The 26,090-nt window shown below is 69.4% G+C and carries 25 protein-coding genes and 1 pseudogene; 18 read left to right on the top strand and 8 right to left on the bottom strand.

The features are described 5' to 3' along the window. Nucleotides 1-15: 15 nt before the first annotated feature. The 3 genes from ACZ1DY_RS33180 (at nucleotide 16) to ACZ1DY_RS33170 (ending at nucleotide 2,665) form a co-directional block, all read left to right on the top strand. Nucleotides 16-912 (top strand): MBL fold metallo-hydrolase, encoded by an 897-nt coding sequence (locus ACZ1DY_RS33180; RefSeq protein WP_465482004.1) that lies wholly within the window; start codon nucleotides 16-18, stop codon nucleotides 910-912. A gap of 179 nt (nucleotides 913-1,091) precedes the next feature. Beyond that, nucleotides 1,092-1,331: a hypothetical protein gene (locus ACZ1DY_RS33175; protein ID WP_257484972.1), complete on the top strand. Its 240-nt coding sequence runs from the start codon at nucleotides 1,092-1,094 to the stop codon at nucleotides 1,329-1,331. Nucleotides 1,332-1,438: 107 nt separating this feature from the next. Further along, nucleotides 1,439-2,665 carry a PucR family transcriptional regulator gene (locus ACZ1DY_RS33170; protein ID WP_465482003.1) on the top strand — a complete coding sequence of 409 codons (1,227 nt, stop codon included), beginning with the start codon at nucleotides 1,439-1,441 and terminating at the stop codon, nucleotides 2,663-2,665. Here ACZ1DY_RS33170 and ACZ1DY_RS33165 read toward each other — a convergent pair. The 4 genes from ACZ1DY_RS33165 to ACZ1DY_RS33150 form a co-directional block, all read right to left on the bottom strand. Next, nucleotides 2,627-3,691 carry an FUSC family protein gene (locus ACZ1DY_RS33165; RefSeq protein WP_257484974.1) on the bottom strand — a complete coding sequence of 355 codons (1,065 nt, stop codon included), beginning with the start codon at nucleotides 3,689-3,691 and terminating at the stop codon, nucleotides 2,627-2,629. The two genes, ACZ1DY_RS33170 and ACZ1DY_RS33165, sit on opposite strands and share 39 nt — an antisense overlap. A gap of 234 nt (nucleotides 3,692-3,925) precedes the next feature. After that, the gene (locus tag ACZ1DY_RS33160) at nucleotides 3,926-4,513 is read right to left on the bottom strand and encodes a hypothetical protein (RefSeq protein ID WP_257484975.1); all 588 of its coding nucleotides are present in this window, start codon (nucleotides 4,511-4,513) and stop codon (nucleotides 3,926-3,928) included. A 134-nt stretch (nucleotides 4,514-4,647) separates the two neighbouring features. Further along, on the bottom strand, nucleotides 4,648-4,908 hold the full coding sequence (locus tag ACZ1DY_RS33155; protein ID WP_465482002.1) for a hypothetical protein: 261 nt from the start codon (nucleotides 4,906-4,908) through the stop codon (nucleotides 4,648-4,650). Further along, nucleotides 4,905-7,190: an FdhF/YdeP family oxidoreductase gene (locus tag ACZ1DY_RS33150; protein WP_465482001.1), complete on the bottom strand. Its 2,286-nt coding sequence runs from the start codon at nucleotides 7,188-7,190 to the stop codon at nucleotides 4,905-4,907. The genes ACZ1DY_RS33155 and ACZ1DY_RS33150 overlap by 4 nt, the downstream gene beginning before the upstream one ends. Before the next feature lie 272 nt (nucleotides 7,191-7,462). On the opposite strand from ACZ1DY_RS33150, the gene dnaK reads away from it, so the two are divergent. Genes dnaK through ACZ1DY_RS33090 form a run of 12 tightly spaced genes read left to right on the top strand, consistent with a single transcriptional unit; the run spans nucleotide 7,463 to nucleotide 18,689 of the window. Next, nucleotides 7,463-9,328 carry a molecular chaperone DnaK gene (dnaK, locus tag ACZ1DY_RS33145; RefSeq protein ID WP_465482000.1) on the top strand — a complete coding sequence of 622 codons (1,866 nt, stop codon included), beginning with the start codon at nucleotides 7,463-7,465 and terminating at the stop codon, nucleotides 9,326-9,328. Nucleotides 9,329-9,333: 5 nt separating this feature from the next. Further along, on the top strand, nucleotides 9,334-9,816 hold the full coding sequence (locus tag ACZ1DY_RS33140; RefSeq protein WP_257484979.1) for a nucleotide exchange factor GrpE: 483 nt from the start codon (nucleotides 9,334-9,336) through the stop codon (nucleotides 9,814-9,816). After that, on the top strand, nucleotides 9,816-10,718 hold the full coding sequence (locus tag ACZ1DY_RS33135; RefSeq protein ID WP_465481999.1) for a DnaJ C-terminal domain-containing protein: 903 nt from the start codon (nucleotides 9,816-9,818) through the stop codon (nucleotides 10,716-10,718). The genes ACZ1DY_RS33140 and ACZ1DY_RS33135 overlap by 1 nt, the downstream gene beginning before the upstream one ends. After that, nucleotides 10,715-11,026, top strand: a complete 312-nt coding sequence (locus ACZ1DY_RS33130) for a chaperone modulator CbpM (RefSeq protein ID WP_465481998.1) — start codon at nucleotides 10,715-10,717, stop codon at nucleotides 11,024-11,026. Before ACZ1DY_RS33135 ends, ACZ1DY_RS33130 begins: the two co-directional genes overlap by 4 nt. A 2-nt stretch (nucleotides 11,027-11,028) precedes the next feature. Then, the gene (gene clpB, locus ACZ1DY_RS33125) at nucleotides 11,029-13,659 is read left to right on the top strand and encodes an ATP-dependent chaperone ClpB (RefSeq protein WP_465481997.1); all 2,631 of its coding nucleotides are present in this window, start codon (nucleotides 11,029-11,031) and stop codon (nucleotides 13,657-13,659) included. Further along, the gene (locus ACZ1DY_RS33120; protein ID WP_465481996.1) at nucleotides 13,656-14,906 is read left to right on the top strand and encodes a PucR family transcriptional regulator; all 1,251 of its coding nucleotides are present in this window, start codon (nucleotides 13,656-13,658) and stop codon (nucleotides 14,904-14,906) included. Before clpB ends, ACZ1DY_RS33120 begins: the two co-directional genes overlap by 4 nt. 45 nt (nucleotides 14,907-14,951) lie before the next feature. Beyond that, on the top strand, nucleotides 14,952-15,296 hold the full coding sequence (locus ACZ1DY_RS33115; protein ID WP_257484984.1) for a hypothetical protein: 345 nt from the start codon (nucleotides 14,952-14,954) through the stop codon (nucleotides 15,294-15,296). After that, on the top strand, nucleotides 15,293-16,237 hold the full coding sequence (locus tag ACZ1DY_RS33110; protein WP_465481995.1) for a Dyp-type peroxidase: 945 nt from the start codon (nucleotides 15,293-15,295) through the stop codon (nucleotides 16,235-16,237). Before ACZ1DY_RS33115 ends, ACZ1DY_RS33110 begins: the two co-directional genes overlap by 4 nt. A 4-nt stretch (nucleotides 16,238-16,241) precedes the next feature. After that, nucleotides 16,242-17,630 (top strand): glucose-6-phosphate dehydrogenase, encoded by a 1,389-nt coding sequence (locus ACZ1DY_RS33105; protein WP_465481994.1) that lies wholly within the window; start codon nucleotides 16,242-16,244, stop codon nucleotides 17,628-17,630. A gap of 18 nt (nucleotides 17,631-17,648) precedes the next feature. Continuing rightward, entirely contained in the window at nucleotides 17,649-17,855 is a 207-nt protein-coding gene (locus ACZ1DY_RS33100) for a hypothetical protein (RefSeq protein WP_465481993.1), read from the top strand. Further along, complete coding sequence (locus ACZ1DY_RS33095) at nucleotides 17,852-18,301, top strand: hypothetical protein (protein WP_465481992.1); 450 nt, start codon at nucleotides 17,852-17,854, stop codon at nucleotides 18,299-18,301. The genes ACZ1DY_RS33100 and ACZ1DY_RS33095 overlap by 4 nt, the downstream gene beginning before the upstream one ends. After that, nucleotides 18,258-18,689 carry a hypothetical protein gene (locus ACZ1DY_RS33090; RefSeq protein WP_465485837.1) on the top strand — a complete coding sequence of 144 codons (432 nt, stop codon included), beginning with the start codon at nucleotides 18,258-18,260 and terminating at the stop codon, nucleotides 18,687-18,689. Before ACZ1DY_RS33095 ends, ACZ1DY_RS33090 begins: the two co-directional genes overlap by 44 nt. Before the next feature lie 52 nt (nucleotides 18,690-18,741). Here the strand turns inward: ACZ1DY_RS33090 and ACZ1DY_RS33085 are convergent. From ACZ1DY_RS33085 to ACZ1DY_RS33075, 3 genes and pseudogenes are all read right to left on the bottom strand, one after another. Next, nucleotides 18,742-18,861 (bottom strand): annotated as a pseudogene (locus ACZ1DY_RS33085) (DUF2637 domain-containing protein); the annotation flags it as partial. Between the two features lie 227 nt (nucleotides 18,862-19,088). Next, on the bottom strand, nucleotides 19,089-19,859 hold the full coding sequence (locus ACZ1DY_RS33080; protein ID WP_465481991.1) for an SDR family oxidoreductase: 771 nt from the start codon (nucleotides 19,857-19,859) through the stop codon (nucleotides 19,089-19,091). Then, complete coding sequence (locus ACZ1DY_RS33075; RefSeq protein WP_465481990.1) at nucleotides 19,859-20,749, bottom strand: NAD(P)-binding domain-containing protein; 891 nt, start codon at nucleotides 20,747-20,749, stop codon at nucleotides 19,859-19,861. The genes ACZ1DY_RS33080 and ACZ1DY_RS33075 overlap by 1 nt, the downstream gene beginning before the upstream one ends. 105 nt (nucleotides 20,750-20,854) lie before the next feature. On the opposite strand from ACZ1DY_RS33075, the gene ACZ1DY_RS33070 reads away from it, so the two are divergent. Both ACZ1DY_RS33070 and ACZ1DY_RS33065 read left to right on the top strand, forming a co-directional pair. Continuing rightward, nucleotides 20,855-24,070: a BTAD domain-containing putative transcriptional regulator gene (locus tag ACZ1DY_RS33070; RefSeq protein ID WP_465481989.1), complete on the top strand. Its 3,216-nt coding sequence runs from the start codon at nucleotides 20,855-20,857 to the stop codon at nucleotides 24,068-24,070. A gap of 85 nt (nucleotides 24,071-24,155) precedes the next feature. Beyond that, nucleotides 24,156-24,683 (top strand): YceI family protein, encoded by a 528-nt coding sequence (locus ACZ1DY_RS33065; RefSeq protein WP_465481988.1) that lies wholly within the window; start codon nucleotides 24,156-24,158, stop codon nucleotides 24,681-24,683. 62 nt (nucleotides 24,684-24,745) lie between these two features. On the opposite strand, the gene ACZ1DY_RS33060 is transcribed toward ACZ1DY_RS33065, so the two are convergent. Then, nucleotides 24,746-25,174, bottom strand: a complete 429-nt coding sequence (locus tag ACZ1DY_RS33060; RefSeq protein WP_257484993.1) for a YybH family protein — start codon at nucleotides 25,172-25,174, stop codon at nucleotides 24,746-24,748. Nucleotides 25,175-25,309: 135 nt separating this feature from the next. Here ACZ1DY_RS33060 and ACZ1DY_RS33055 point away from each other — a divergent pair, with 135 nt between their 5' ends. Then, the gene (locus ACZ1DY_RS33055; protein ID WP_465481987.1) at nucleotides 25,310-26,056 is read left to right on the top strand and encodes a helix-turn-helix domain-containing protein; all 747 of its coding nucleotides are present in this window, start codon (nucleotides 25,310-25,312) and stop codon (nucleotides 26,054-26,056) included. Nucleotides 26,057-26,090: the final 34 nt, after the last annotated feature.

The following is a 26,090-nucleotide window of genomic DNA, read 5'->3' as shown; positions in this document are numbered from 1 at the left end:
TTAGATGGAGGAGAGATGGGCGGATCCTGCTGGACCGTGGGGGACTTCACCGTGCGGCGCGTGGACGAGGTGGTGCTGCCGCCGGCGACCGGCCCCTGGCTGCTGCCCACCGCGACGCCCGAGGTCGTGGCCGGGTACGGGTGGCTACGCCCCGATTTCGCCGACGACGACGGCACGCTGCGCTTGGCCACCCACAGCTTCGCAATCTCGGCGGGCGGCCTGAAGATCCTGGTGGACACCGGGATCGGGAACGGGAAGCGCCGAGCCAACCCCGCTTGGCACGACCTGCGGACCGGCTACCTCGACGAGCTCGCCGCCGCGGGGTTTTCGCCGGAGTCGGTCGATTTGGTGGTGCTGACCCATCTGCACGCCGACCACGTGGGCTGGAACACACGGCTGGAGGCGGATGACTGGGTGCCGACCTTCCCCAACGCCCGGTACCTCACCTCCCGCGTGGAACGGGAATTCTGGGCGGGTTACGACATGGACGAGCCCCGGCGGCAGATGTTCCGGGACTCCGTGCATCCCGTCGAGGACGCGGGGCTGCTGGACCTGATCGACGTGCCCGCCGACGGGGTGGACGTGGCCCCCGGCGTGCGGCTCGTGCCGACGCCCGGTCATACGCCTGGGCACGTTGCCGTCCGGCTCGCCAGCGGTGGCGAGACCGCTTTGATCACCGGCGACAGCCTCCACCATCCGGTCCAGATCCCCCGGCCGGACATCGGCAGCTGCGTGGACATCGATCCCGTCCGCGCCGAGGCCACCCGGCGTTCACTGCTCGCCTCACTCGCCGACACCGGCACCCTGGTGCTCGGCACCCATTTCCCGCCGCCGACAGCAGGTCAGGTCGTCTCGGCAGAGACCGCTCTCGCCTGGAACGCACGAGCGGATGTCTCTCCTGAGCGACGATGAGCGCTGTAGCGGCAATCTGACGTGATCGAGTTCGGTGGTGCACCATCCTGTTCGCGATGTCACCGTGAACAGAATTGTTGATGCTGTGCCACAAAAAGCAAAGGGAACTCGCGATCTGACCAAGATCGGTCTTGACCTCCGAGAATCGTGTGTGGCGAAATGCGGGTGAGGAGGTCCGCATGACGCGCTATCTCGTTCGACGGCCGACGGACCCACCCTTGCCGGGGCTGGATTCGTTCGCGGACGATGCCTTGGCGCGGCGCTGGTTCCTGTCGCCGAGGTCGTACGCGGTCGCTCGCTTCGAGCGGCTGCGCGCCGGGTTCTCGCTCAACTACGCGGCCGTGCGCCTGGCGACCGGGGTGACGGACCATCTCGCGAGTCTCGAACTCGGGTTCCGCCTTCCGGCTCGGCGTGGGTGAGTCGGCAGGATGCCGGGAGGCGCGCGTTCGGATAGCGCAATACGGTTGCCCTCACGGTGATGACAGGCTCGGTGATGAGGGGTTGGCGATGGTGACGGGAAGCTTCGATGAGTGACCCGGCGTTCGCTGAACTCGTCGCCTGGGCCGAGAGCCGGTTGTCCCGGCTGATCGACGAGGTGTTCGCCGCGGTGTGCGAGCGCATCGACCTGTATGGGGACGAGAAAATCGTGCCGCGTGCCGACCTGCATCGGTCGATCGCGGTGAACCTGCGGTTCATGGTCGGCGCGCTGGGCGACTCCGCCAGGTCGATCGAGGAGGCGGCGCCGGGCGAGACGGGTCGCCGTCGCGCGCGCCAGGGGGCGCCGTTGCCGGAGGTGCTGCAGGTGTACCGGATCGGCTGCGCGATGCTCTGGGACCTGCTGGTCGAGCATGTCAGGGACATGACCCGGCCGGACGCGGCCGACGGTCTCGTCGACGTGGCGAGCCTCTTGTGGCGGGTCGCCGACGAGCACGCCGTGCGGCTGACCGAGGCGTATCGGGCGGCCAGCGCGGAGTTGCTGATCGCGCAGCATCGGCGTCGGTCTGCTTTGGCCGCGGCCCTGTTCACCGGTCAGCGGGTGTTCGACGCCGGCGCGTGGGAGGCCGGGCGGTTGCTCGGCCTGGCTGTGGACGGGCAGCTGGCCGTGGTGGCCGCGGAGACCCGGGGCCTGGCCGAGGAGAGCCTGCTCGGTGTCGAGCAGCGGCTCGCCGAGGCCGGGATGGTCTCGGCCTGGCAGCTCACTACCACGATGCAGGCAGGAGTGATCTCGCTCCGCGATGAGCAACGCGACACGATGATGTCGATCGTGAAGGACGTCGCGGTGGCTCGCACCGGGGTGAGTCCGCTGTACCGGTCGTTGACCGAGACCCCGCGGGCGCTGCATCTCGCCCGGACCGCGCTCGCCGGTCTGCCGCCTGGACAGCCCGCTGTGCGAGCCTTTGGCTCCAGTCCTCTCGCCGCGTTCGTCGCTTACGACCCCGACGAGGGACGCCGCCTGGCCGCCGAGGTCTTCGGCGCGGTGCTCGACCTGCCATCGGAGGAGCGCGACGTCCTGCTCGAGACGTTGCGTGCCTACTTCGATCAGGGCGGCTCGACGGACGGGGCCGGGCGTGTCCTGCACTGTCACGCCAACACCGTCCGGTATCGGTTGCGCCGGATCCGGGAACTGACCGGCAAGTCGTTGACCGACCCTCGTGATGTGGCGGAACTGGTGACCGCGGTGCAGGCTCTGAGCCTCGATCCCGCCCGTGGTGGCTCAGCCGACGGGGCGTCGGCGGAAACCGGTGAGCCTTAGCTCGTCGTCGGCCGATCGGCATGGCCCGCGGACGACGACCGAGGCCGCGATCCCGGCGGTGACGCCGATCAAGGTGTCCACGAGCCGTGCGGTGAGCAGCGTCGCCGGCTCGGCGGGGGAGGCCAATTCGGTCATCACCATGATCAGCGGGGTGAAGAACCCCAACGCCAGGCCGTAGTGCCGCGCCATGAACAGCTCGGTCGGGAACAGCAGCACCATCACGACGACGGCGAGTGACGTGGTGCCGAGATGCAGTTGGAGCAGCCCGGCGGTGACGACCAGCCCGGCCAGTGTCCCTCCGACGCGATGCAGGCTTCGGTGGACGACGCTGCCGATGCCGGGGTGAAGAAGGCTGCGGGTGTCCGCCACCGCCAGCGGCACCGCGGCGGAAGCCATGGCCCAGTTGGCATGGTCGACACCCAGCAACAGGCCGGCGGCGCCCGCGGTCAGGACGGCGAGGGCGTACCGGACGGCGTGGACGAACGAGCACGACAGTCGCCGTCCCCGGCCGCACCAGCCGCGGAGGCAGCGCGCGGCGATCGGTCCCTGGGCACGTCCGGCCACGGTGAGTCCGATGAGGACGGAGAACACCACGGTGCCCGCGCAGATCGACAGCGCGGCCAAGGGTGGGACCCGCGCCGGAACCGTGGCCGTTGCGCCGAGCGCGAAGATGCCGAAGAAGGGACCGCGCGGGGTGAGGCCGAGGCGGGTCGTCACGAGGGCACCGGCGAAGGCGAAAGCGGTCACGGTGGAGACCAGGATCCATGGCTGTGCCTGGTTCCCGGACAGGAACGACCCGATCCCCACCGCGGTCGACAGGACCGCTCCGGCTTGCGCCTGGTGACGCAGCCGGGAACGGCGAGTGCCGGTCCGGCCGTACATCCCGGTGAAGGAGCCGAACACGGCATAGATGATCAGCTCCGGATATCCGAGGACAACCAGGGCCAGTCCGGGGACGAGCAAGCCGATCGCGACCCGGCACGCGTGTGACCAGTCATCCGGTGCGGGGCCCAGGTGCGCCGACATGCGTGCGAGAGCCGACCGAGGCGATATCGTGCTTCTCCTTCGGGGATGCCGGGAAGGACTGTCAGCGGAGCCGTCGTTCCTCGTCCTCTTCGAGCCGGTGCTTCTCTTCCTCGCTTCGCTCTTCCTCTTTTTCGATTTCTTCTTCGTGCGGTGTTTTGTTGGACATGGTGTCAGTATAGGAAAATCCACAGGGATGAATATCGTCTACAAAAATGTTTGTTTCCGATGACAGGGTCAGTCGGTGTATACGGTCTGCCTGATGTGAACGCGGTGGCCGGATCGCCAGGAAGGGGTCACGACGAACTTCACCGGTGCTCCGGGGTCGCAGGTTTCCCAGGGTGCTTGCCGTCGGGCGTCGAGTGGTGCGCCGATGGTCGCTTGGAAGTCCCACTGTGCGTTCGGCAGCCTGCCGGCGACGGCGGCGATCCGAACGAGGAGTTCACCGATCTCGGGCCCATAGGTGCCGGGGTCCAGGCCAAGGTGACGGCACAATCCGGCAGGTGATGCCGATTCGGAGAGCAGGATCCTGGCCACCCGGCTCAGTTCGATGGCGATCCGCTCGGCGTCGGCGGGTTCGCCTGTGCCGGCGAGCGAGATCGCGACCAGCCGACGGCAGGACTGTTGCAAGAGGTTCGCGAACCGAAGAGACAGATGCTTGTGTCTGTTCTCTTCCTCGTCGGCTTGCAATCCCGTAATACTGGTTGAGAGTTGCCGGCGCAAGCGCAAGTTGATATCTCGCATCCGGTCCAGCTCGCTGCGCAGAGACCTGGTCCAGGTGGACAGTATTTCGATTTGTCTCTGCGGTGGTTCGTCGTCGTTCATGTCCTGGGAAACCTCGATTCGTCGGCTGAGGGGCTGGGTCGAGTTCGTCGGCGCCCACGATGATCGGCGAGGTGCGGGGGTCGTAGGTGCCCAGCAGATCGCTTCGGCACGGATCTTCGGCATCGCTTCGCCGTTCAGGAAGTCCTGCAGGACGGACGGTTCAGCGGTGAACGGTGTCGCACGACGGCGTCCACGACGTAGCTCGCGTCCGGGGTTTCCATCGCCAGCCGCGCCCGTAGCGCGACCGTGGTTTCGGTGCTGTGGACGTAGAACTTCCACTCCTGTTCGTTCGCTTCGCCCGCGAACTCCTTGCTGCTCAACGGGAATCCCGAGTGGGCTCGCGCGCTGACCTCGTACTGGCGGATGTCGTCCAGGCGGAGCGGATCGGGTCTCATCGGGAACGCTCGACCGTCACCTTCAGATGCTTCATCAGTGGCTGATCGCTCTGGGTGCTGTAGTCGCCGATCGCGCACAACACGTTCATCTCCGGCATGTACCCGGCGGCGCAGCCGGGCGGGATGTCGTACGGCACCGCGAGGTAGCCCTTGAGCGAGCGGGTGGTGCCGTCCTTGGCGGTGCTCGTGATGTCGACCGGGTCGAACTCGGACAGACCGCGCTCGCGCATGTCCGCGGAGTTCAGGAAGATCAGCGTGCGCAGGTTCTTGATACCGCGGTAGCGGTCGTTGTCGGAGTAGATCGTGGTGTTCCACTGATCGTGCGACCGCATCGTGCCGAGTGCGAGCGTCCCCGGGGCGGGGACCACGTCGGGAACGTCCGCGGTGGAGAACTCCGCCCTGCCCGACGGCGTGTGGAAGACCCGTTCGCGTGCCGCCTGGTGGAGCCGGAACCCGAGGGGTTGCCGCACCCGTTCGTTGAAGTCTTCGAACCCGTCCAGTGCCCGCGACATCGTGTCGCGGATGCGGTCGTAGTCGCCGACGTAGTCCTCCCACGGCGTCGCGCTGTCCGGCAGCGTCGCGCGCGCCATCCCGCCGATGATCGCGGGCTCGGACAGGAGATACGGCGAGGCCGGCGTCCGCTTGCCGACCGAGAGGTGCACCATGCTCATCGCGTCCTCGACCGACGTGGCCTGCGGCCCCGCCACCTGGAGGTCTCGTTCCGTGCGGCCGAGGCAGGGCAGGATGAGGGCCTGCTTCCCGTGTTCGAGATGGCTGCGGTTGAGCTTCGTGCTGACTTGCACGGTCAGCTCGCATTTCGCCAGCCCGGCCGCGGTGTAGGGCGTGTCCGGGGCGGCGAGCACGAAGTTGCCGCCCATGCCGACGAACACCTTCACGTCACCGCGGTGCATCGCCTCGATCGTGTTCACGGTGTCGAGCCCGTGGTGCCGTGGCGGCGTGATCCCGCAGACCTCGGCGAGCCGGTCGAGGAAGTCGGCGGACGGCCGATGGTCGATGCCGCACGTCCGGTTGCCTTGGACGTTGCTGTGCCCGCGTACCGGCGAGGGCCCGGCGCCCGGGCGGCCGAGGTTGCCGCGCAACAGCAGCAGGTTCACGATCTCGCGCACGGTGTCCACACCGTGTTCGTGCTGGGTCACGCCGAGGCACCAGCTGATGATCGAGCGCTCGGCCGAGCGGTAGACCCCGGCCGCGGCGCGGATCTGGGACTCGGTCAGGCCCGACTGCCGCTCGAGTTCGGCCCACGAGATCTCCTGGCAGGCGGCGCGGTACTCCTCGAAACCGGACGTATACGCCGCGAGGAACCCGGTGTCGAGTACCTCCGGGTCGGTCTCGGCCATCTCCAGCAGGGCCTTCGCCATCCCGCGCAGGAGGGCCATGTCGCCGCCGATCCGCGGCTGCAGGTTCAGGGTGGAGGTCGGGGTGGCGCGGAAGGTGGCCATCCGCGCGAAGTCGTGCGGGATGATCGTGCGGGTCGCTCCCGCCTCGACCAGGGGATTGACGTGCACGATCTGCGCGCCCCGGCGGTAGGCCTCGGCCAGCGCGGTGAGCATGCGCGGCGCGTTCGAGGCGGCGTTGACCCCGAGGATGAAGAGCGCGTCGGCCTCCTCCCAGTCGTGGATGTCGACCGTCCCTTTACCCGTGCCGATCGCGGCCTGCAGTGCCCTCCCGCTCGCCTCGTGACACATGTTCGAGCAGTCGGGGAGGTTGTTCGTGCCGTACTCCCGCACCCACAGCTGGTACAGGAACGTGGCCTCGTTGCCGAGCCTTCCGGAGGTGTAGAACGCCGCCTGATCCGGTGAATCCAGATCGCGCAGTGTGCGGCCGACGAGGTCGAACGCTTCCTGCCAGGAAATTGGGACATACCGATCAATTCCGGCGTCATAGCGCATCGGTTCGGTCAGTCTGCCGTGTGCCTCGAGTTCGGTGTCACTCCATTTCCGGAGTTCGGACACCGTGTGCTCGGCGAACAATTCCGGGCCGACTCGTTTCCGGGTCATCTCCCAGGCGACGTGCTTGATCCCGTTCTCGCAGATGTCCAGATGGAGGCCCTTGGTGTCGTCGGGCCACGCGCAGCCGGGACAGTCGAAGCCGCCGTTCTCGTGATTCATCCGCAGGATCGCCTGCGGACCCGCCACCAGCTCCTTTTCCTGCACGAGGAACTTCGTCACGCTCTTCGCCGCGCCCCAGCCCGCGGCCGGATGGTGGTAGGGCTTGAACTCCGGCTCGCGTCCGTCCGGCCCGTCCCCTTGTCGCTCTGTCACCGTCATCCTCTCGGCATGCCTTCGTTCCGGTTCTGATTCAAGCACGAGAGGCGCATTCGGGCATCACCGAGCACAATTGTGAACGGCCCGTTGTGACCGGATGACAAACTTTTTAGTGGCGTCCCACAACGCTGGCGGAAAATGCCTGGTCGCAATTCAGGCGCACATCTTTCCGTCTTGACGCCCTTATCGGGGCTCAAGTAGACCGGTCACGAATTCACTGTTCCCGACACGGGAATTCGTGTGAGCGACTGCGCTGGAAGGAACACGCCGTGGCGAAAGCGGTAGGCATCGACCTGGGGACGACCAACTCGGTGATCGCGGTGCTGGAGGGCGGCCAGCCGGTGGTGATCGCCAACGCCGACGGCGCGCGGACGACGCCGTCGGTCGTCGCCTACACCGACTCGGGTGAACGGCTCGTCGGCCAGCTGGCGCGCCGTCAGGCGATCTTGAACCCGAAGGGCACGATCTCATCGGCGAAGCGGTTCGTCGGGCGCCGCCACGACGAGGTCTCGAGCGAGCTGGACGCCGTCGCCTTCGACGTCGTCCCCGGCTCGGACGGGGCGGTCCGCTTCGACGTGCACGGCAAGCGGTACGCCCCTGAAGAGGTGTCGGCGCTGGTCCTGCGCAAGCTCGTCGACGAGGCATCGAAGTTCCTCGGTGAGAAGGTGACCGAGGCCGTCATCACCGTTCCCGCGTACTTCAACGACGCACAGCGTCAGGCGACCAAGGACGCCGGCCGGATCGCCGGGCTCGAGGTGCTGCGGATCATCAACGAGCCCACCGCCGCCGCGCTGGCCTACGGTCTGGACAAGAAGCAGCAGGAGACCGTGCTGGTCTTCGATCTCGGCGGCGGCACGTTCGACGTGAGCGTGCTCGACATCGGCGACGGTGTCGTGGAGGTGCGGTCCACCGCGGGGGACACCCATCTGGGCGGTGACGACTTCGACCGGCGCGTCGTGGACCACCTCGCGGACGAGTTCGAGCGGGACAACGGGATCGACCTGCGCAAGGACCCCCAGGCCCTGCAGCGGTTGTTCGAAGCGGCGGCGAAGGCCAAGGAGGAGCTGTCGTCGGTCACCCGCACGACGATCAACCTGCCGTTCATCACCGCGGACGCCTCCGGGCCGAAACACCTCAACACCACGCTCATGCGGTCGACGTTCGACCAGATCACCGCGGACCTAGTCGAACGGTGCCGCGGCCCGGTCGAGCAGGCGATCTCCGACGCGAAGCTCTCCCCGAACGACATCGACGAGGTGATCCTGGTCGGCGGATCCACGCGGATCCCGGCGGTGCAGGAACTGGTGCGCCGCCTGGCCGGTGGCAAGGACCCGAACATGACGGTGAACCCGGACGAGGTGGTCGCGCTGGGCGCGGCGGTCCAGGCGGCGATCATCAAGGGTGAGGCCAAGGACGTCCTGCTGCTCGACGTCACGCCGCTGTCGCTCGGCATCGAGACCCTCGGCGGCATGATGACCAAGGTCATCGAGCGCAACACCACGATCCCGGCTCGGCGCAAGGAAACGTTCAGCACCGCCGAGGACGACCAGTCCGCCGTGGACGTCGTGGTGCTGCAGGGTGAACGCGAGAAGGCCGCGGACAACCGGGTGCTGGGCCGGTTCCGGCTGGAGAACATCCGCCCCGCTCCGCGCGGTGTCCCGCAGATCGAGGTCGTCTACGACATCGACGCCAACGGCATCCTCAATGTTTCCGCGCAGGACAAGGAAACCGGCGCCGAACAGCGCATCACCATCAGCGAGAGCTCCAATCTGGACGGTGCCGAAGTCGAGCGGATGGTGGCCGACGCCGAGGAGCACCGGGCCGAAGACGCGCGGCTCCGCGAGCTGGTCGACGCGCGCAACACGCTCGACCAGGCCGCCTATCAGGTCGAACGACGGCTGACCGAGCTCGGCGAGAGCGTGGCCGTGCACGACAAGGCGCGTGCCGAGATACTGGTCGGGGACGCGCGAGAGCTGCTGAAGAACGACCAGGAAGCCGGCCTCGACCGGCTCCGGTCGCTGACCGCCGAGCTGCAACAGCTCTACCACGGTCTCGCCGCGGTCACCCCCGGGGAAGCCAAGCCGCCCGCCGACGGTGACGACGACGTCGTCGACGCAGAGTTCACGACGTCCTGATCGCGATGACGACAGAGGACACCGCGCACGACGACCAGGTCGACGAGACGGCGCTGCGCGAACAGATCAAGGGCCTGGAAGACCACGTGCGGCGCGTCTCGGCGGATTTCGACAACTACCGCAAACGCACGGCGCGCGAGGCCGAACAGCTCGCCGACATCGAGCGGATCCGGACTGCGGCCGCGTGGCTGCCGGTACTCGACAACCTGGACATCGCGCTGGCGCACGCGGACGCCGACCCCGCCTCGATCGTCGAAGGGGTCAGGGCCGTCCGGGAGCTGGCCGACGCCGTCATGACACGGCTGGGCTTCTCCCGCCGCGCAGACGAGGCCGGGACGCCGTTCGATCCGTCCGCTCACGAAGCGGTGAGCACCGTCCAGGCGGGGGATGCGCCTGCGGGCACCATCATCGAAGTGGTGCGGCCGGGCTACGGGGAAGGGCCGAACCAATTGCGCCCGGCCGCGGTCGTGGTGGCGAGGCAGGACTGATGGCGCAGGACTTCTACACCGTCCTGGGCGTGGGCCGGACCGCGGACCAGGCGGAAATCCAGCGTGCGTACCGGAAACTGGCCCGGCAGTACCACCCGGACATCAACAAGGACCCCGGCGCCGAAGACCGGTTCAAGGAGATCTCCGAGGCCTACGACGTGCTGTCGGAGCCGGAGACCCGCCGCCGTTACGACGCGTTCGGCCCGGATTTCCGGCAGGTCCCCGACGGGATGGACCCGGAAACGTGGGCGCGGGCCAGGTCCGGTGGCCCGTTCACCACGGGGAGCCCGTTCGGGAGCGCCGAGGACATCGACCTCGAAGACCTGCTCGGCGGGATCTTCGGCGGCCGGACCCGGCGGCACGGTCCGATGCCCGGCGCGGACCAGGAAGCCTCGATCGAACTCACCGTCGAAGACGCGCACCACGGTGGCAAACGGTCGATCACCCTGGGCCCGCGCACGATCGAGGTCGACATCCCTGCCGGTGTCACCGACGGCCAGCGGATCCGGCTCGCCGGCCAGGGTGGGCGCGGCACGGACGGCGCGCCGCCGGGTGACCTGTACCTGATCGTGCACCTCGCGCCGCATCGGCGGTACCGCGTCGACGGCCGGGACCTGACGGTCGATCTCCCGCTGTCGCCGTGGGAAGCGGCACTGGGAACCACCGTGACGCTCGAAATCCCCGGCGGGGAAGCGAAGTTGAAGGTGCCGCCGGGCACGTCGACCGGGCGGAGGCTCCGGCTGCGCGGCCGCGGGCTTCCCCATCCCCGCGGCGCGGCGGGCGATCTCTACGCCAAGGCCTCCGTGGTCGTCCCGGCCGAGCTGACCGACGAGGAACGGGAACAGTTCGAACGACTGGCCGCGGTGTCCGCATTCAACCCGAGGAGCTCCGACCGGCGATGACCACCTACGCGCTGGTGCGCCACCCCGGCGCCGCCTACCTCGACCTGAAGACCTTCGCGCACGCGACCGGGCTGTCCGAGGAACTGGTCCGCCGCTTGACCGCGCTCGGCCTGTTCGAACCCGTCACGGACAGCGGCGGAGAACTGTGGTTCCGGGCCGGAGAACTCGTGGCCGCGGCCCGGATCCGGCGTCTGCGTGCCGGATTGCCGCTCAACTACGCCGCCGTCGGCCTCGTCGCCGACCTGCTCGACCGCATCGCGGAACTCGAGGCGGCCCTTCGTACCCGATCTCGACGCAGCGGAGACTGATCATGGACCCGAACAGGCTCACCCAGAAATCCCAGGAAGCGCTGCACGACGCCCAGACCGCCGCGCTGCGGCTCGGCCACCCCGATGTCGACGGCGAGCATCTGCTGCTGGCCCTGCTCGACCAGCCCGACGGACTCGTCCCGCGGTTGCTGACCGAGGCAGGCGCGGACCCGGCCCTGCTGCGCGGCGAAGTCGAGGCCGAACTCGCGCGCCGTCCCAAGGTCACCGGGCAGGCCTCCGCCCCTGGTGAGACGCGCGTGACCGCCCGGCTCGCTCGTGCGCTCGACGCCGCCGACCGTGAGGCCGGACGGCTCAAGGACGACTACGTCTCGGTCGAGCACCTCGTCGCGGCTCTGGTGGAGGAAGGCGCCACGAGCGCCGCCGGACGGCTGTTGCGATCCGCCGGGCTGACCCGGGACAAGTTTCTCGAGGTGCTGCGGAAGGTGCGCGGCAACCAGCGCGTCACCTCCGCGACGCCGGAATCCGCTTATGAGGCCTTGGAAAAGTACGGCCGCGACCTCGTGGCCGACGCCGCGGCGGGCAAACTCGACCCGGTCATCGGCCGTGACGCCGAGATCCGCCGCGTGATCCAGATCCTCTCGCGCAAGACGAAGAACAACCCCGTGCTCACCGGTGAACCGGGGGTCGGCAAGACCGCGATCGCCGAGGGACTGGCGCAGCGGATCGACCGCGGCGACGTGCCGGAGGGGCTGAAGGGCAAGACGGTCTTCTCCCTCGACCTCGGCGCACTGGTGGCCGGGGCGAAGTACCGGGGCGAGTTCGAAGAGCGTTTCAAGGCGGTGCTCAACGAGGTGAAGGCCGCCGAGGGCCGGATCCTGCTGTTCGTCGACGAACTGCACACGGTCGTCGGCGCCGGGGCCACCGAAGGCGCGATGGACGCGGGCAACATGCTCAAGCCGATGCTCGCCCGCGGCGAACTGCACCTCATCGGCGCCACGACGGCCGACGAGTACCGCAAGTACATCGAAAAGGACGCGGCTCTCGAACGCCGGTTCCAGCCCGTGCTGGTGGACGAGCCGTCGGTCGAAGACGCCATCTCCATCCTCCGGGGGCTCAGGGAACGACTCGAGGTGTTCCACGGCGTCAAGATCCAGGACAGCGCTCTGGTCGCCGCCGTCGTGCTGTCCCACCGGTACATCTCGGACCGGTTCCTGCCGGACAAGGCGATCGATCTGGTGGACGAGGCGTGCGCGATGCTGCGCACGGAAATCGATTCGATGCCCGCGGAACTCGACGAGCTGAGCCGCCGCCTGACCCGCGGCGAGATCGAGGAAGCCGCACTGGCCAAGGAAAACGACGCGGCGAGCGGGGCACGGCTGGAAGAACTGCGCCGCGAGCTGGCCGATCTGCGCGCCGAAGCCGGCGGGATGCGCACGCAATGGGAGGCCGAACGCGCCGCCCTGAACAAGGTCCAGACCTTGCGTGAGGAGATCGAACGAGTCCGCCACGACGCCGAAGCCGCCGAACGCGCCTACGACCTCGACCTGGCCGCGCAACTGCGGCACGGCAAGCTGCCCGAGCTCGAACGACGACTCGCGGGTGAAGAAGAGCTGCTGGCGGCCCGGCAGGCGGGTACGCGGCTGCTGCGTGAGGTCGTGACCGAGGAGGAGATCGCCGCCGTGGTGTCACGGTGGACCGGCATCCCGGTCAGCAGGCTGCAGGAGGGCGAGCGGGAAAAACTGCTGCGGCTGGACGACCTCCTCCACGAACGCGTCATCGGGCAGGACGAGGCGGTGCGGGCGGTCGCCGACGCCATCATCCGCGCCCGCTCGGGGATCAAGGATCCGCGCCGCCCGATCGGCTCGTTCCTGTTCCTCGGCCCGACCGGGGTCGGGAAGACCGAACTGGCCAAGGCGCTCGCGGCGAGCCTGTTCGACACCGACGACAACATCGTCCGCGTCGACATGAGCGAGTACCAGGAGCGGCACACGGTCTCCCGGCTCATCGGCGCGCCGCCCGGGTACGTCGGCCACGACGAGGGCGGCCAGCTCACCGAAGCCGTCCGCCGCAAGCCGTACTCGGTCGTCCTGCTCGACGAGATCGAGAAGGCGCACGCGGACGTGTTCAACACGCTGCTGCAGGTCCTCGACGACGGACGGCTCACCGACTCGCAGGGCCGCACGGTCGACTTCCGCAACACGGTCATCATCATGACCTCCAACATCGGCGCCCACTTCCTCGTGGACGGTGTCGACGCCGGCGGGGAGATCAAGCCCGACGCGCGTGACGCCGTCATGGCCGCCTTGCGCGGGCACTTCCGTCCGGAGTTCCTGAACCGGATCGACGACATCGTGCTGTTCACCCCGCTCACCGAACCGGAGATCGAGCGGATCGTGGAGCTGATGCTGGCCGATCTGCGCGGGCGGCTGGCGGCGCGGCGGATGACACTGGCCGCGCCCCTGGAGACCCTGCGCTACATCGCGGAGCAGGGTTTCGACCCGGTCTACGGCGCGCGCCCGTTGCGCCGGTTCCTCGCCCGCGAAGTGGAGACCAGGATCGGACGGGCGCTGCTCGGCGGGGAGGTCGGGGACGGCGCCGTGATCCAGCTCGGCCTCGCCGACGGCAAGCTCACCGTGACCTGCAGGAACCCCGACACCGAGGAAGCGGCGTGACCGACGCCGATTCACCGGTCGATCCCATACGAGAAGGACCGTCCGTCGTCGCGGCCGCGCTCGTCGACTGGATCGAAGCCCGGCTGCCGCGGCTGGTGGACGACGTGTGCGCGGCCGTTCGCGAGCGTATCGAGCTCTACCGCGACGAAAGGATCGTGCCGCGCGCCGACCTGCGCCGGTCGATCGCGGTGAACCTGCGGTTCATGGTCGACGCGCTGGCCGGGACCGGAGACCCCGACCAGAGTGCTCCGGAGGACACCGGTGCCCGCAGGGCACACCAGGGCGCCCCATTGCCCGAAGTGCTGCAGGTGTACCGGGTCGCCTGCGGGATGCTGTGGGACTTGCTCGTGCGGCACGCCCGCGCGTCCGCCTCGGAAGGCGCCATGGACGAGCTGGCCGACGTCGCGAGCCTGCTGTGGCAGGTCACCGACGGCCACGCGGTCCGGGTCACCGAGGCCTATCGGGCGACGAGTGCCGAGCTGCTCGCGGCCCAGCAACGACGGCGTTCGGCGCTGGCCGAAGCATTGTTCACCGGCCAGCGGGTCTTCGACGCCGGGCCGTGGGAAGCGGGACGGCTACTGGGCTTTTCGCTGGACGGCAAGCTCGCGGTGGTCACCGCCGAAACACTGAGCCTTGCTCAGGAGAGCCTGGTCGGCATCGAGCGGCGACTGGCGCGGCTCGGCATCGTCTCGGCGTGGCACCTCACGCCCACGCAGCAGGCCGGTGTCGTGTCGCTGCGCGAGGAGCAGTACGACGCGCTGCTGGCGCTACTGCAGGACGTGGCCAGGGCCCGGACCGGTATCAGCCCGCTGTACCGGTCGCTGACCGACACCCCGCGCGCACTCCATCTCGCCCGCGCGGCCCTCGCCGGCATCCAGCCGGAACGGCGCGAGGCCCGCGCGTTCAGCGCCAGCCCGCTCGCCGCGTTCGTCGCCTACGACCCGGACGAAGGGCGACGGCTCGCGGACGAGGTCTTCGGGGCGGTACTCGACCTGTCCGCGGAGGAACGCGATGTACTGCTGGAGACGCTGGAGGCCTACTTCTCCGTCGGTGGCTCGTCCGAACGGGCGGCGCAGGTTCTGCACTGCCACGCCAACACAGTCCGGTACCGGCTGCGCCGGATCCGCGAGCTGACCGATCGGTCGCTGACCGAACCCCGGCAGGTCGCCGAACTGGTGACCGCCCTGCAAGCGCTGAGCCTGAGCTCGCCGCGCCGGTCCGGCACGGTGCTGCTCGGCGAGCGCTGATCCCCTGTCGTACCCCGAACCTTTCATCGAATCCTGGGAAGTCTCATGAGCGAGCAGCGCACGATCACCGCCAAGACCATCGGCACGCCGCAGGGCGGGCTGTTCGACAATCCGTGGCCTCCCGATTTCCCCGCCGTCGGCCAGCGGGTCGCGATCTTCGTCTACGAGGTGACGAAGGTCGACGGGGAAAGCACCGGGAACATCCGGACCTACCACGTCGGCCCGGCCGAAACCGCGTCCCGTGGTGCGATCGGCACCGATTACGAACTGCCGCAAGGGGTCGCGGTCGCGTGGCGCGGCTGCGGGACCGGCACGGTGGTCCAGGTCTCCGATTCCACGCAGCGTGAGCGCACCTGCGAAGTGACCCCCGAAGACGCGGGACTGCTGTGAGCACACCGGAAGACCTGGCCCAACCCGTTCTCGCGCCGCTGACCGAAAGCGCGCTCTTCCTGACCCTGACGATCGGGGCAGGGGGAGAGGCGGCCGTACACGACCTGTTACCGGATCTGGCGGGGATGGTCCGGTCGGTCGGGTTCCCGTTGCCGGACGAACATCTGACCTGCGTCGCGGGCATCGGCTCGGCGGCGTGGGACCGGCTCTTCACCGGTGAGCGCCCGGCCTTGCTCCATCCGTTCCGCGCCCTGTCCGGATCCAGGCACCAGGCGCCATCCACACCCGGCGACCTCTTCCTGCACATCAGGGCGACGCGGCTGTACCCGTGTTTCGAACTTGCTCGCCGGGTGGTGGCCCGCCTCGACACCGCGGTCTCGGTCCAGGACGACACGGTCGGGTTCCGTTATTTCGACCGCCGGGATCTGCTCGGCTACGTCGACGGCACGGAGAACCCGGTCGGCCACGCCGCCGGTGTGGCCGCGCTCGTCGCCGACGAGGATCCTGGCTTCACCGGCGGCTCCTATCTGATCGTGCAGAAGTACCTGCACGATCTGGCGAAGTGGACCGCCAAGCCGGTCGAGGAACGCGACCGGGCGGTGGGCAGGCATCTGGCCGACGATGTCGAGATCGCGGACGCGGAGAAGGCCGTCGATTCCCACGTCGCGCTCACCACGATCGAAGGCCCCGACGGGACCGAACGCAAGATCCTTCGGGACAACATGCCGTTCGGGTCCATCGCCCGCGACGAGTACGGCACCTACTTCTGCGGATACGCCGCCGACCCGGGAGTGACGGAGCGGATGCTCACCAGGATGTTCCTCGCCGAGCAACCGGACCAGCTCCTCGACGTGTCCACCGCGGTCACGGGCGGCCTGTACTTCGTTCCACCGGCCGGTTTCCTGGCCGACCCTCCCGCGCTTCCAGCCGGCCGGGACTGAAGCGATGGGGGACTGGAAGGCCGGAGCGCTCGTGATCTTCGGGATCACCGGCGACCTCGCGGCGAAGATGACGTTACCCGCGCTGTACCGGCTGGAACGTCGGGGAGTGCTGCGCTGCCCCGTGGTAGGTGTCGCTTCCGGCGGGTTGTCCACTTCGGACCTGAGGGATCTGGCGCGGCAGGCGATCGAGAAATCCGGAGAATTTTTCGACGAAACGGTCTTCGCGCGCCTGGTGCGCCGCCTGACGTACGTGGGCGGTGACGCGAACGACCCGGACCTGTACGAGGCACTGGCCGGGGAACTGGCGAACGTACGGCGGCCGCTGTACTACCTCGCGCTGCCGCCGTCGTTGTTCGCGCCGGTCGTGGAACGGCTTTCCGCCAGGAGTCTCCTCGCCGACGCGCGCGTGGCACTGGAGAAGCCGTTCGGCGACGACCTGGCCTCGGCGCGGGAACTGCGCGCACGGCTCCGTCAGGTGCTGGACGACCGGCAGATCCTGCTGGTGGACCATTTCCTCGGCAAGGAACCGGTCATCGAGATCGAATACCTGCGGTTCGCGAACCACGGCATGGCCCGGCTGTGGGATCGCGAGAGCGTCGAGGCCGTGCACATCACCATGGCGCAGCGGCTGGACGTCGCCGGACGCGGCCGGTTCTACGACTCGGTCGGAGCACTGCGAGACGTCGTGCAGAACCACCTGCTGCAACTGCTCGCGCTGATCGCGATGGACGCCCCCATCGGATCTGGCGTGGCAGAGCTGCGGGCGAAGAAACTCGAGGTGCTCAAGGCGATCCCGCCGGTGGACGTCCACACCGCCGTGCGCGGGCAGTACGAGGGATACCACGCCGTGCCCGGCGTGGCGCCGGGTTCGGACACCGAAACCTACGTCGCGCTGAAGCTGGGGATCGACAGCTGGCCTTGGGCCGGCGTGCCGGTCTTCCTGCGAGCGGGCAAATGCCTGCCGGACAGTGCCACGGAGGTGCGGCTGTTCCTGCGGCACACGCCCCGGTTGCGATTCCTGCCCGACGCGGCGCAGGTCGAGGCCAACCAGATCGTGCTCCGTGTCTCGCCGACCCCCGCCCTCCGGCTGAGTCTGTCCGGTTTGGACAACCGAGGGCGATGGCGGCCGATCCGGCTGGACACGACCTTCGAACGAGACCTCGGCAGTCCACGCTCGCCCTACGAGCGCCTGCTCGCCGACGCGCTGGACGGCGACGACCGGCTGTTCTCCTGGCAGGACGCGGTCGACGAGAGCTGGCGCATCCTCCAACCCCTCCTCGCCTACCCGCCGCCCGCGCGACCGTACGCGATCGGCACGTGGGGCCCGCCCGCGGCGGACACGTTGGTGGAGGGCTGTCCCGCCTGGCAGCCGCCGTGGCTGCCAGGCACCTGAATCAGCTGAGAGGCATCGATGAACTGGATCCAGGAAGCCGGACCCGAGCAGGACTGGTACTTCAACACGAGGACCGGTGAGGTCGAACGGGGCCGCCGGTCGCGTGGCGTGGACCTGCTCGGCCCGTACCCCGACGAGGAAACCGCTCGCAGGGCGCTGGAGATCGCCCGGGAACGCACCGCCGCGGCCGATCGCGCCGACACCGAATGGAACGACACCGAGTGACCCGGTTCGGTGGCGCGACCGTGGCCGAGGCGATGCTCCGCGCGCCGAAGCTGCTCGATCACACGGCGACCGTCGCCCAGGTACGCGAACTGTTCCGCGACGACCACGTGCACGTGGCGCTGGTCGTCGCGGGCGCGGTACTGGTGAGCGTCGTCGAACGGCCGGACCTCACGGGCCTGCCCGGCGGGATGCCCGCGTGGCGCGCGGGACGGCTGACCGGCCGGGTGGTCGGCCCCGAGGCCGATCTGCTCGCGACGTGGCTGGCGATGCGCGGCCGCCGGCGGAGGCTGGCCGTGGTGGACGGCGACGGCGGTCTGCTCGGTCTGCTGTGCCTCAAGCGCACCGGTCTTGGTTTCTGCTCCGACGCCGATGTGGCGGCACGGGCCCGTTCTCAGGAGAAACATGCACGCGATACGGCAATACAAGCCGGGAAAACTGGTCTATGAGCTGCTTCCCGAGCCCAGCCCGGGACGAGGGCAGGTCCGGATCGCCGTGAAGGCGTGCGTCGTGGACCGTGGTGACGCGGCGATTCCCGGGCAAGCGGTGGCCGGAGTCGTCGACAAGGTCGGCGAGGGGCTCGGGCCTTTGCTCGCGCAGTCGGCCCACAACGTCCGCGCCACCGTGGCCCTGACCGACGGGGCGACCATCGTGGGCGGCCCGGTGACAGCGGTCCTCGATGGTGCCGGCGGGAAGGCGGGCCGTGCCGCGTTCGACCTGCTCGCCCCCGGAGGGCGCATGGTCCACCAGCAGGGCAAGGGGTGGGCAGGCGGCGACGGCCGAGCACCGGTTGGAGCCGTCGCGACTGGGGTTTCCAGAGTTCGACGATCACGGTAGCGAGAAGGCCATCGACGATAAACGGCCAGATAGAGGCGGTCATCGTGTCGGCGCCGAGGCGAAGGGCGAATTGGCGTCCGTGGATGTAGGAGGTGTAGGCCGCACGGAGGGCGACCAAGCCGGTGCAGCCGCATTGAATCCAGAGGGAGCGGTCTCGGCGGACGCTGGTCATGACCCAGCTCCCCGGCGGAGGCGGTTGATCCTCAGTGTGGCGGAAAGCCGCAGCTCAGAGGGCTGAGAGGACGCGTGGTTTCTCGCTTTTCGGGGAAAGTCGTCACGGCGTCGTGCCCGGCGACACGATCGCCACCCTCCACAAAGGACACAAACACTTCTCCGGTGGCGCGGCCCGCCCATAGGAACCCACGGGCGGGCCGCGCCACCGGTTTCACACGCCGTGGATCACCGCGGGGCGGAGATGCCCTGCCCGAGTCCGCCGTCGACGGTCAATCGGGCGCCGGTGGTGAAGGTCGCGTCGAAGGCCAGGAACAGCACCGCCGCGGCGATCTCGTCGACCGTTCCGTGCCGTTTCATGGGCGTCGCCGCGTCCCCCGCGGCCATGAACCCTTCCCGGTCCTGGTCGGACACTCCGGTGATGCCCATACTCGGAGTGTCGATGAATCCGGGGCTGAGCGTGTTCACCCGGATACCCCTGGGCAGCAGCTCGCTCGCGATCCCTTTGGCGAACGCCCTGACCGCGGCTTTCGCTCCGGAGTAGACGGTCATGGCGGGCGCGCCGCCCTCGTCGGCGATCGAGGTGGTGAACACGATCGAACCGCCGTCACGGATCAGCGGGGCCAGCCGTTGCGTGGTGAAGAAGGCGCCCTTGGTGTTGGTGGCGAAGCTCTCGTCGTAGGACGCTTCGGTCACCTGCTCGAAGGGTTCCAACCTGGCGGTGCCGACATTGACGAACAGAAGGTCGACCCGGCCGAGCTTCTCCTCGACGAAGGCGCCGAGGGCGTCGATGTCGGCCATGCTGGTGGCGTCGGAGCGGACCACGTGGGCGGGGCGGGACGCGAGTCCGGTCCGCGCCGTTTCGATGTTCCGCTCGTCGCGTCCGGTCAGCACGACCTCCGCACCGCCGTCGAGCAGCGCCTTGACGACCGCCTGCCCCATACCGTGTGTCCCACCGGTGACCACGGCTTTCTTGCCCGCGTATTTCCCCGCCGGCATCACGGCGCCGCCTTCCTGGCCAGCTCGATCAGACCCGGCAGATCGTGCCCGGCGCCGCGGTGGCCGATGAGGTCACGGAGCGGGACGAGCAGGTGGGAGAGCAGTTCGCCGTCGACGCCCTGGCGGGCGCTGGCCTCGGCGATATTGGCGATGGCGACCGCCTGCATGCTTTCCGGGGACACCGGGTCCTCGGCTTCCCGGACGGCGTCGGTCTGCTCGGCGAGCGCGGGCAGTCCGATGGTCATCGCGGTGAGCCAGGGGATGAGCAGTGACGAAACGAATTCCGGCAGGTCGGCCCGCTCCGTGCCGACGAGGGCGAGCGCGTGCCGGGCGCCCGCGGCCTGTCCGTACATCGCGCTGAGCAGGGCGAGGTCGTAAAGCGCCGCCAGCCCGGCATCGGTGCCGAGGTACCGGCTGCCGCCGAGTCGGCCGAGCAGGCCTTCGTGCTGGTCGAAGGCGGGTTTGGAGCCACTGTAGAGCACGAGGGCCTCGGGGTGGCCGATCATCGGCGGCACGGCCATGATGCCGCCGTCGAGGTATTCGGCACCGTGCCCGGCAGCCCAGACCGCGGTCTCGCGGCCCTGCTCAGGGGTCCCGTTGCTGAGGTTCACCAAGAGGCGGCCGGAAAGGGCATCGGCGGCGGGGGCGAGCACCTCGTGCATGACCCCGTAGTCGAGCAGGCAGACGATGACCACCGGGCTGGCAGTGATCGCTTCGGTGATCGAGCCCGCTCGCACGGCTCCGTCGGCGACGAGGGTGTCGGCTTTGGCGGCGGACCGGTTCCACACCGTCGTCCGGTGGCCCGCCTTCAGCAACGCCGCCGCGAGCGCCTTTCCCATGGCGCCGAGGCCGACGACCGTCACCGGGGTGAGGGCATCTTGCTCACTCACGAAAACTCCGTTCTGTTTCTTCGTTCTTCCGATTCGCACCCTGAGGTGAGCCGCACTGGATCCGGTCAAGGTCTGGTCTAGGTCCGGCGGGGTTACTGTGGTGACGTGCGTTTCGGGGTGCTCGGTCCGCTCGAGGTGTGGACGGCGGACGGGACACCGGTCACGATCCGGGAATCGAAGGTCCGCGCTCTGCTCGCCGACCTGCTGGCCAACGAGGGCCGCCTGGTGTCGGCCGACCGGCTCATCGCGGACCTGTGGGGCGACACGCTTCCCGGCAACCCCGCCAACACGCTGCAGACCAGGGTGTGGCAGCTGCGGCGGGCGCTCGCGGAGGCCGAGCCGGGTGGCCGGGATCTCGTGGTGTCGCGCCGTCCCGGGTATCTGCTGCGCGCCGGCCAGGACGCGCTGGACATGCACCGGTTCCAGGCGCTGCTCGCCCGCGCGCGGACCGTCCGCGATCCGGCGGACCGGGCGGCGGTCCTGACCGAGGCACTGGGTTTGTGGCGGGGACGCGCCTTCGCCGGCTTCGAGGACACCGACTTCGCCGGCCCTCTCGCGCAACGTCTTGAGGAACAGCGGCTGTACGCGATCGAGGAGCAGGCCGAGGCGAGGCTGGACGCCGACGATCGTGACGGCGCCGCGGTGGCGAGCGAGCTGGGCGACCTCGTGACGGCGCACCCGTTGCGGGAACGGTTACGGGCGGCGCAGATGCGCGCGCTCTATCTCGCCGGCCGCCAGAGCGAGGCGCTGGCCGGTTATCGCACGCTGCGGCGGCGGCTGGCCGAGGAACTCGGAGTGGATCCCAGCCCTGAGCTGGCGGAGCTTCACCAGGCGATCTTGGCGCAGTCGCCCACCTTGGTCCCCGCGGCGACCCCGGCGAGACCTCGGACGAACCTGCCGGCTCCGCTGACGCCCTTGATCGGCCGCGCGGAAGCCCTGCCGGTAGTGCGATCGATGCTCGACACGGGCCGGCTGGTGACCCTCACCGGGCCGGGTGGCGTCGGCAAGACCCGGCTGGCGGTGGAGACCGCCCGGCGGCTGGCCGCCACCTTCCCGGACGGCACCTGGCTGGTCGAACTGAGCGCACTGGACCGGGCCGACGACGGCGACCCGGGCACCGCGGTGGTCGATCTGGTGGCGAGGGTCCTCGATCTCCGCGACGACACCCCGGCGGGTCCGTTGCCCACGGGTGAGCGGCTTCCGCTGATCGACCGGCTCACGTCGTCGCTGCGCACCCGGCGATCGCTGCTGGTGCTCGACAACTGCGAGCACGTCATCGAGCCGGTCGCCGACCTGGCAGGACGGCTGCTGGCGGCCGCGCCGGGGCTGCACATCCTGGCCACCAGCAGGGAACCGCTGGCCGTCGAGGGGGAGCAGGTCTGGCCCGTGCCGCCGCTGGAACCACCCGAACCCGGCACGCCGCCGTCCGTCCTGCGGCGATCCAGCGCGGTCGAGTTGTTCGTGGCGCGCGCCTCCGCCGCCGCGCCGGGTTTCGAACTGGACGCGGGCAACGCCGACGCGGTCGCCGCCGTCTGCCGTCACCTCGACGGCATCCCTCTCGCCATCGAGCTGGCCGCCACTCGCGTACGGGCACTGGACGTGCGGGAACTCGCCACCCGGCTGAACGACCGGTTCCGCTTGCTGACCGGTGGACGGCGTCGCGGACCGGCCCGCCACCGCACCCTCGAAGCGATGATCGACTGGAGCTGGCAGCTGCTGACCCAGGCGGAACGGATCGTGTTGCGCCGCCTGGCCGTCCACGCCGACAGCTGTTCCCTCGCCGCCGCCGAAACCTTGTGCGCTGGAGACGGCGTGCGGCCGGACGACGTCCTGGACCTGCTGGCGAGGTTGGTCGACCGGTCGCTGGTCGTCGTGGTCGACACTCCTTCGGGTGCCAGGTACCGGCTGCTCGAATCGATCGCGGCGTATTGCCGGGAACGCCTCGACGAAAGCGGCGAGGCGGCGCGAATGCGGCGGTGGCACAGCCGCTACTACACGGAGCTGGCCGAACAGGCAGAACCGCATTTGCGCGGCGGGCAGCAGCGACGGTGGCTGGCATCGCTGGACGCCGAGACCGCCAACCTCCGCCGCGCGCTCGACGCCGTCGTCGACGAGGGCGACGTCGCGCTCGGCCTGCGGCTGGTCGGCGCGCTGGGCTGGTACTGGTTCCTCCGCGGCAGGCTCGGCGAAGCCCGCCGATCGTTCGAACTCGTCCTGGGACTCGACGTCGACCGTGGCGCCGCCTCGGCCATCGCTCGGGTATGGCACGCGGGAATCTCCCTGATGATCCGGGACATCGGCACACCGGCGCCGTCACCCGAGGAGCTGCGACGGCTGTGCGACGGCATCGACGACCCGGCCACCCTGGCCAGAATGGAATGGTTCCTCGGGTTCGCGCAGGCGGGTTTCGGCGCCCCGGCCACCAGCGAGGACTTGGCCGACCGGTCGCTGTCGGCCTTCCGCGCCACCGAGGACCGGTGGGGGATCGCGGCGGTGTCGAGCACGCGGGCGGCACTCGCGCTCGCCCGGGGTGACCTCGGCGTGGCCGAACGGCTCGGCGGGGAGAGCCTGGCCGTCTTCGGCGAACTCGGTGACCACTGGGGCCGCCTCAAGGCCGGCCAGGTGCTCGCCGTGCTGGCCGAAGTCGTCGGTGACTACGGCACGGCGGCCCGGTTGCACCGCGACGGGCTGCGCACCGCCGAGGAGCTCGGCCTGCGGACCGAAGCCGCGTGGGAGCTGTCCGGGCTCGGCAGGATCGCCCTGCTGGAGGGTGACTACGCCGCCGCCGACGACTGGCATCACCGGTCGATGCGGCTCGCCATCGAGCAGTCGCACCATCGGGGTATCCAGTACGCCGAGGTCGGTCTCGGTCTCGGTGCCCGAAGGCAGGGCAGGCTCGACGCGGCGGAGAAGCATCTGCGGAACTGGCTCGACTGGTGCCGCCGCTGGGACGGCGACGCCGGCGTCGCGCTCATTCTCGCCGAGCTCGGCTTCATCGCCGAGCAACGCGGCGACGCCGCGCAAGCGCTCGCCCTGCACCTGGACGGTTTCCGCGCCGCCCGCTCCACAGTGGACCCCCGCGCGATCGCGCTCGCGCTGGAAGGCCTGGCCGGCGCGCAAGCCCTCGCGGGACACCACGGCCACGCCGCGCACCTGCTCGGCATGGCCGCCGCGCTGCGAGGATCCGCGGGAGCACCCCTGCCCTCTGCCGAACGAAGCGACGTCGAGCGGATCACGGCGGCCACCCGGCAAGCGCTGGGAGAGCAGGATTTCGCCGCCGCGTTCGAGCACGGCGCCGGAACGACCTTCGACGAACTGTGACGCTTCCGGGAACCTCCTCACATCCGGTGAGGGTGCCTCGTCGTACCACCGAACCGAACACCGTCCCGGCGAGGAGCGACCAGACATGACCACGACCACGTTGAGCGAGCTGACCGGCGACTACGTCCTCGACACCACCGGCACGCGGATCGGGTTCGTCGCCCGGCACACGATGGGCACCAGGGTGCGCGGCCGGTTCGACCTGTTCGAAGGAAGTGCGCGCCTGGACGGTGACGACCCGTCGAAATCCAGTGCACGGCTCGTGATCCAGGCGAAGAGCATCCAGACCCGGAACGAACGACGCGACGAACAACTGAGCGCCAAGTTCCTGGGTACCGGCGACCACCCGGTCATCACGTTCACCTCGACCGCGGTGGACCAGGTCGGAGAGACCGGCTTCGACGTCGCCGGTGACCTGACCATCCGCGGCGTGACCAAGCCGGTGACGGTGGGCTTCGAGCTGACCGGCGCCGAGAACGACCGGCGGGTCGGCCTCCGGGGCGGCGTCACGATCAGCCGCGGGGACTGGGGCGTGAACTGGAACGCCGCGACCGGCGTCATGGTCGGCGCCAAGGTGCGGCTGGAGCTCGACGTCGTCTTGATCCGGCGGTGACCACCACGGCGTCGGGATCGGGCGGGACAGGTGCCGCCCCGCCCGATCCGGCCTGGCGCCGCTCACGTCTCCGGCGGGAACCAGGCCTGCAGGGTCTCCATGTCGATCGGCAGCGAGATGTGCTCGTGCGTGATCAGCCACGCGCCCTCCGATCGGCGGCAACCGACGGTCGAACGCACCCAGATCGAGGTTTCCAGGCCGTTCGTGCGCTTCCCGGAATCGAGGTGCAGCATGTGCGCGAACGCGACGTCGCCGCTCGCCGCGACGACCAACTCGTGCGTCCGCAGGCCGATGGGCCCTTCGTAGCCGTCGAACCACCGCAGGAAGTTGCCGCGGACCTCGTCGGTTCCGGTGAACCGGAGCGGGGGAACGGCGTCGTAGTAGACGATGCCGGGCGAATAGTGGGACATGAGCCGGTCGATGTCCTTCGCTTCGGCGGCGGCGACCCGGCTCGCCAGGAATTCCCTGACATCGGAATCGAGTGAAGTCATCGTGTTCTCCCTTTCACCGTCCGGTTCGGGGCGGCGATCCCCGTGGTTCCGGTAGTCCGACGACGCGGCCCGGCGAATTGTCAGGCGGCCGGACAAGGGCTTCACCGGCCTCGCCCGAGTGTTAGTTTCTTGACCGTGAGCCTTGATCCGGCTGGTGGCGTCGAGCAGCGCCCGTCCGATTCTCCGTACGTGGAGCGGGTTTACCGGGCCGGGACGGAGGCCGTCGCGATGCCGGCGCGGATGCGGTCCATCGCGAACTCGAACTGGGAGCTCGTGGTGTGGCGTGACCGGGGCGAGACGCATGTGGCGGTGCGCGGCCCCGAGACGAGTCCCACGGTGCTGGACCTGGAACCCGGCGAGGGTGAAACGGTCGGGATCATCTTCTCGCACGGTGCGTTCCTGGCGCCGCTGCCGGTGCCGGAACTGGTCGACACCGCCGTGACGAGCCCGCACACCACGGCTCGCTCGTTCGTCCTGCAGGGCGAGGAGTGGGAAACGCCCTCTTACGACAACGCCGACGTCTTCGTGGATCGGCTGGTCCGTGCCGGATTGCTGATGCGTGACCCGCTGGTCACCGACGTTCTTCGCGGCGACGCGGCCACGTTGGTCACGCCGAGGTCGGTGCAGCGGCGGGTGGCCGCGGCCACGGGGCTGACCCAGGGCGCGATCCGCCAGATCGAGCGGGCACGGCAGGCCGTGATGCTGCTGGGGCAGGGGATACCCGCGATCGAGGTCGTGCAGCTGGCCGGGTACCACGACCAGCCACACCTGGCGCGCTCCCTGAGCCGGTTCACCGGCTGCACGGCCTCCCGGCTGCGGCGGGCCGACGGCGACGAGATGTTGTCGCTTCTGTACAAGACCGACGTCATGGTCCGCCCGTAGTTTCGTGGTGACGCCGGGAGTGCCCGGCACACGA

Source organism: Amycolatopsis sp. PSD-21 (assembly GCF_055561455.1).
Note: the sequence above shows the minus strand (reverse complement) of the source record. Positions and strands in the feature narration are given on the sequence as shown.

What these genes read in the sequence shown, in the direction of transcription:
- ACZ1DY_RS33165 (WP_257484974.1), bottom strand. Translation starts at nt 3,691, where the DNA reads ATGTCGGCGCACCTGGGCCCCGCACCGGATGACTGGTCACACGCGTGC.
- ACZ1DY_RS33135 (WP_465481999.1), top strand. Translation starts at nt 9,816, where the DNA reads ATGGCGCAGGACTTCTACACCGTCCTGGGCGTGGGCCGGACCGCGGAC.
- ACZ1DY_RS33100 (WP_465481993.1), top strand. Translation starts at nt 17,649, where the DNA reads ATGAACTGGATCCAGGAAGCCGGACCCGAGCAGGACTGGTACTTCAAC.
- ACZ1DY_RS33160 (WP_257484975.1), bottom strand. Translation starts at nt 4,513, where the DNA reads ATGAACGACGACGAACCACCGCAGAGACAAATCGAAATACTGTCCACC.
- ACZ1DY_RS33090 (WP_465485837.1), top strand. Translation starts at nt 18,258, where the DNA reads ATGCACGCGATACGGCAATACAAGCCGGGAAAACTGGTCTATGAGCTG.
- ACZ1DY_RS33170 (WP_465482003.1), top strand. Translation starts at nt 1,439, where the DNA reads ATGAGTGACCCGGCGTTCGCTGAACTCGTCGCCTGGGCCGAGAGCCGG.
- ACZ1DY_RS33130 (WP_465481998.1), top strand. Translation starts at nt 10,715, where the DNA reads ATGACCACCTACGCGCTGGTGCGCCACCCCGGCGCCGCCTACCTCGAC.
- ACZ1DY_RS33080 (WP_465481991.1), bottom strand. Translation starts at nt 19,859, where the DNA reads ATGCCGGCGGGGAAATACGCGGGCAAGAAAGCCGTGGTCACCGGTGGG.
- ACZ1DY_RS33175 (WP_257484972.1), top strand. Translation starts at nt 1,092, where the DNA reads ATGACGCGCTATCTCGTTCGACGGCCGACGGACCCACCCTTGCCGGGG.
- clpB (WP_465481997.1), top strand. Translation starts at nt 11,029, where the DNA reads ATGGACCCGAACAGGCTCACCCAGAAATCCCAGGAAGCGCTGCACGAC.
- ACZ1DY_RS33115 (WP_257484984.1), top strand. Translation starts at nt 14,952, where the DNA reads ATGAGCGAGCAGCGCACGATCACCGCCAAGACCATCGGCACGCCGCAG.
- ACZ1DY_RS33140 (WP_257484979.1), top strand. Translation starts at nt 9,334, where the DNA reads ATGACGACAGAGGACACCGCGCACGACGACCAGGTCGACGAGACGGCG.
- ACZ1DY_RS33180 (WP_465482004.1), top strand. Translation starts at nt 16, where the DNA reads ATGGGCGGATCCTGCTGGACCGTGGGGGACTTCACCGTGCGGCGCGTG.
- ACZ1DY_RS33060 (WP_257484993.1), bottom strand. Translation starts at nt 25,174, where the DNA reads ATGACTTCACTCGATTCCGATGTCAGGGAATTCCTGGCGAGCCGGGTC.
- ACZ1DY_RS33155 (WP_465482002.1), bottom strand. Translation starts at nt 4,908, where the DNA reads ATGAGACCCGATCCGCTCCGCCTGGACGACATCCGCCAGTACGAGGTC.
- ACZ1DY_RS33105 (WP_465481994.1), top strand. Translation starts at nt 16,242, where the DNA reads ATGGGGGACTGGAAGGCCGGAGCGCTCGTGATCTTCGGGATCACCGGC.
- ACZ1DY_RS33065 (WP_465481988.1), top strand. Translation starts at nt 24,156, where the DNA reads ATGACCACGACCACGTTGAGCGAGCTGACCGGCGACTACGTCCTCGAC.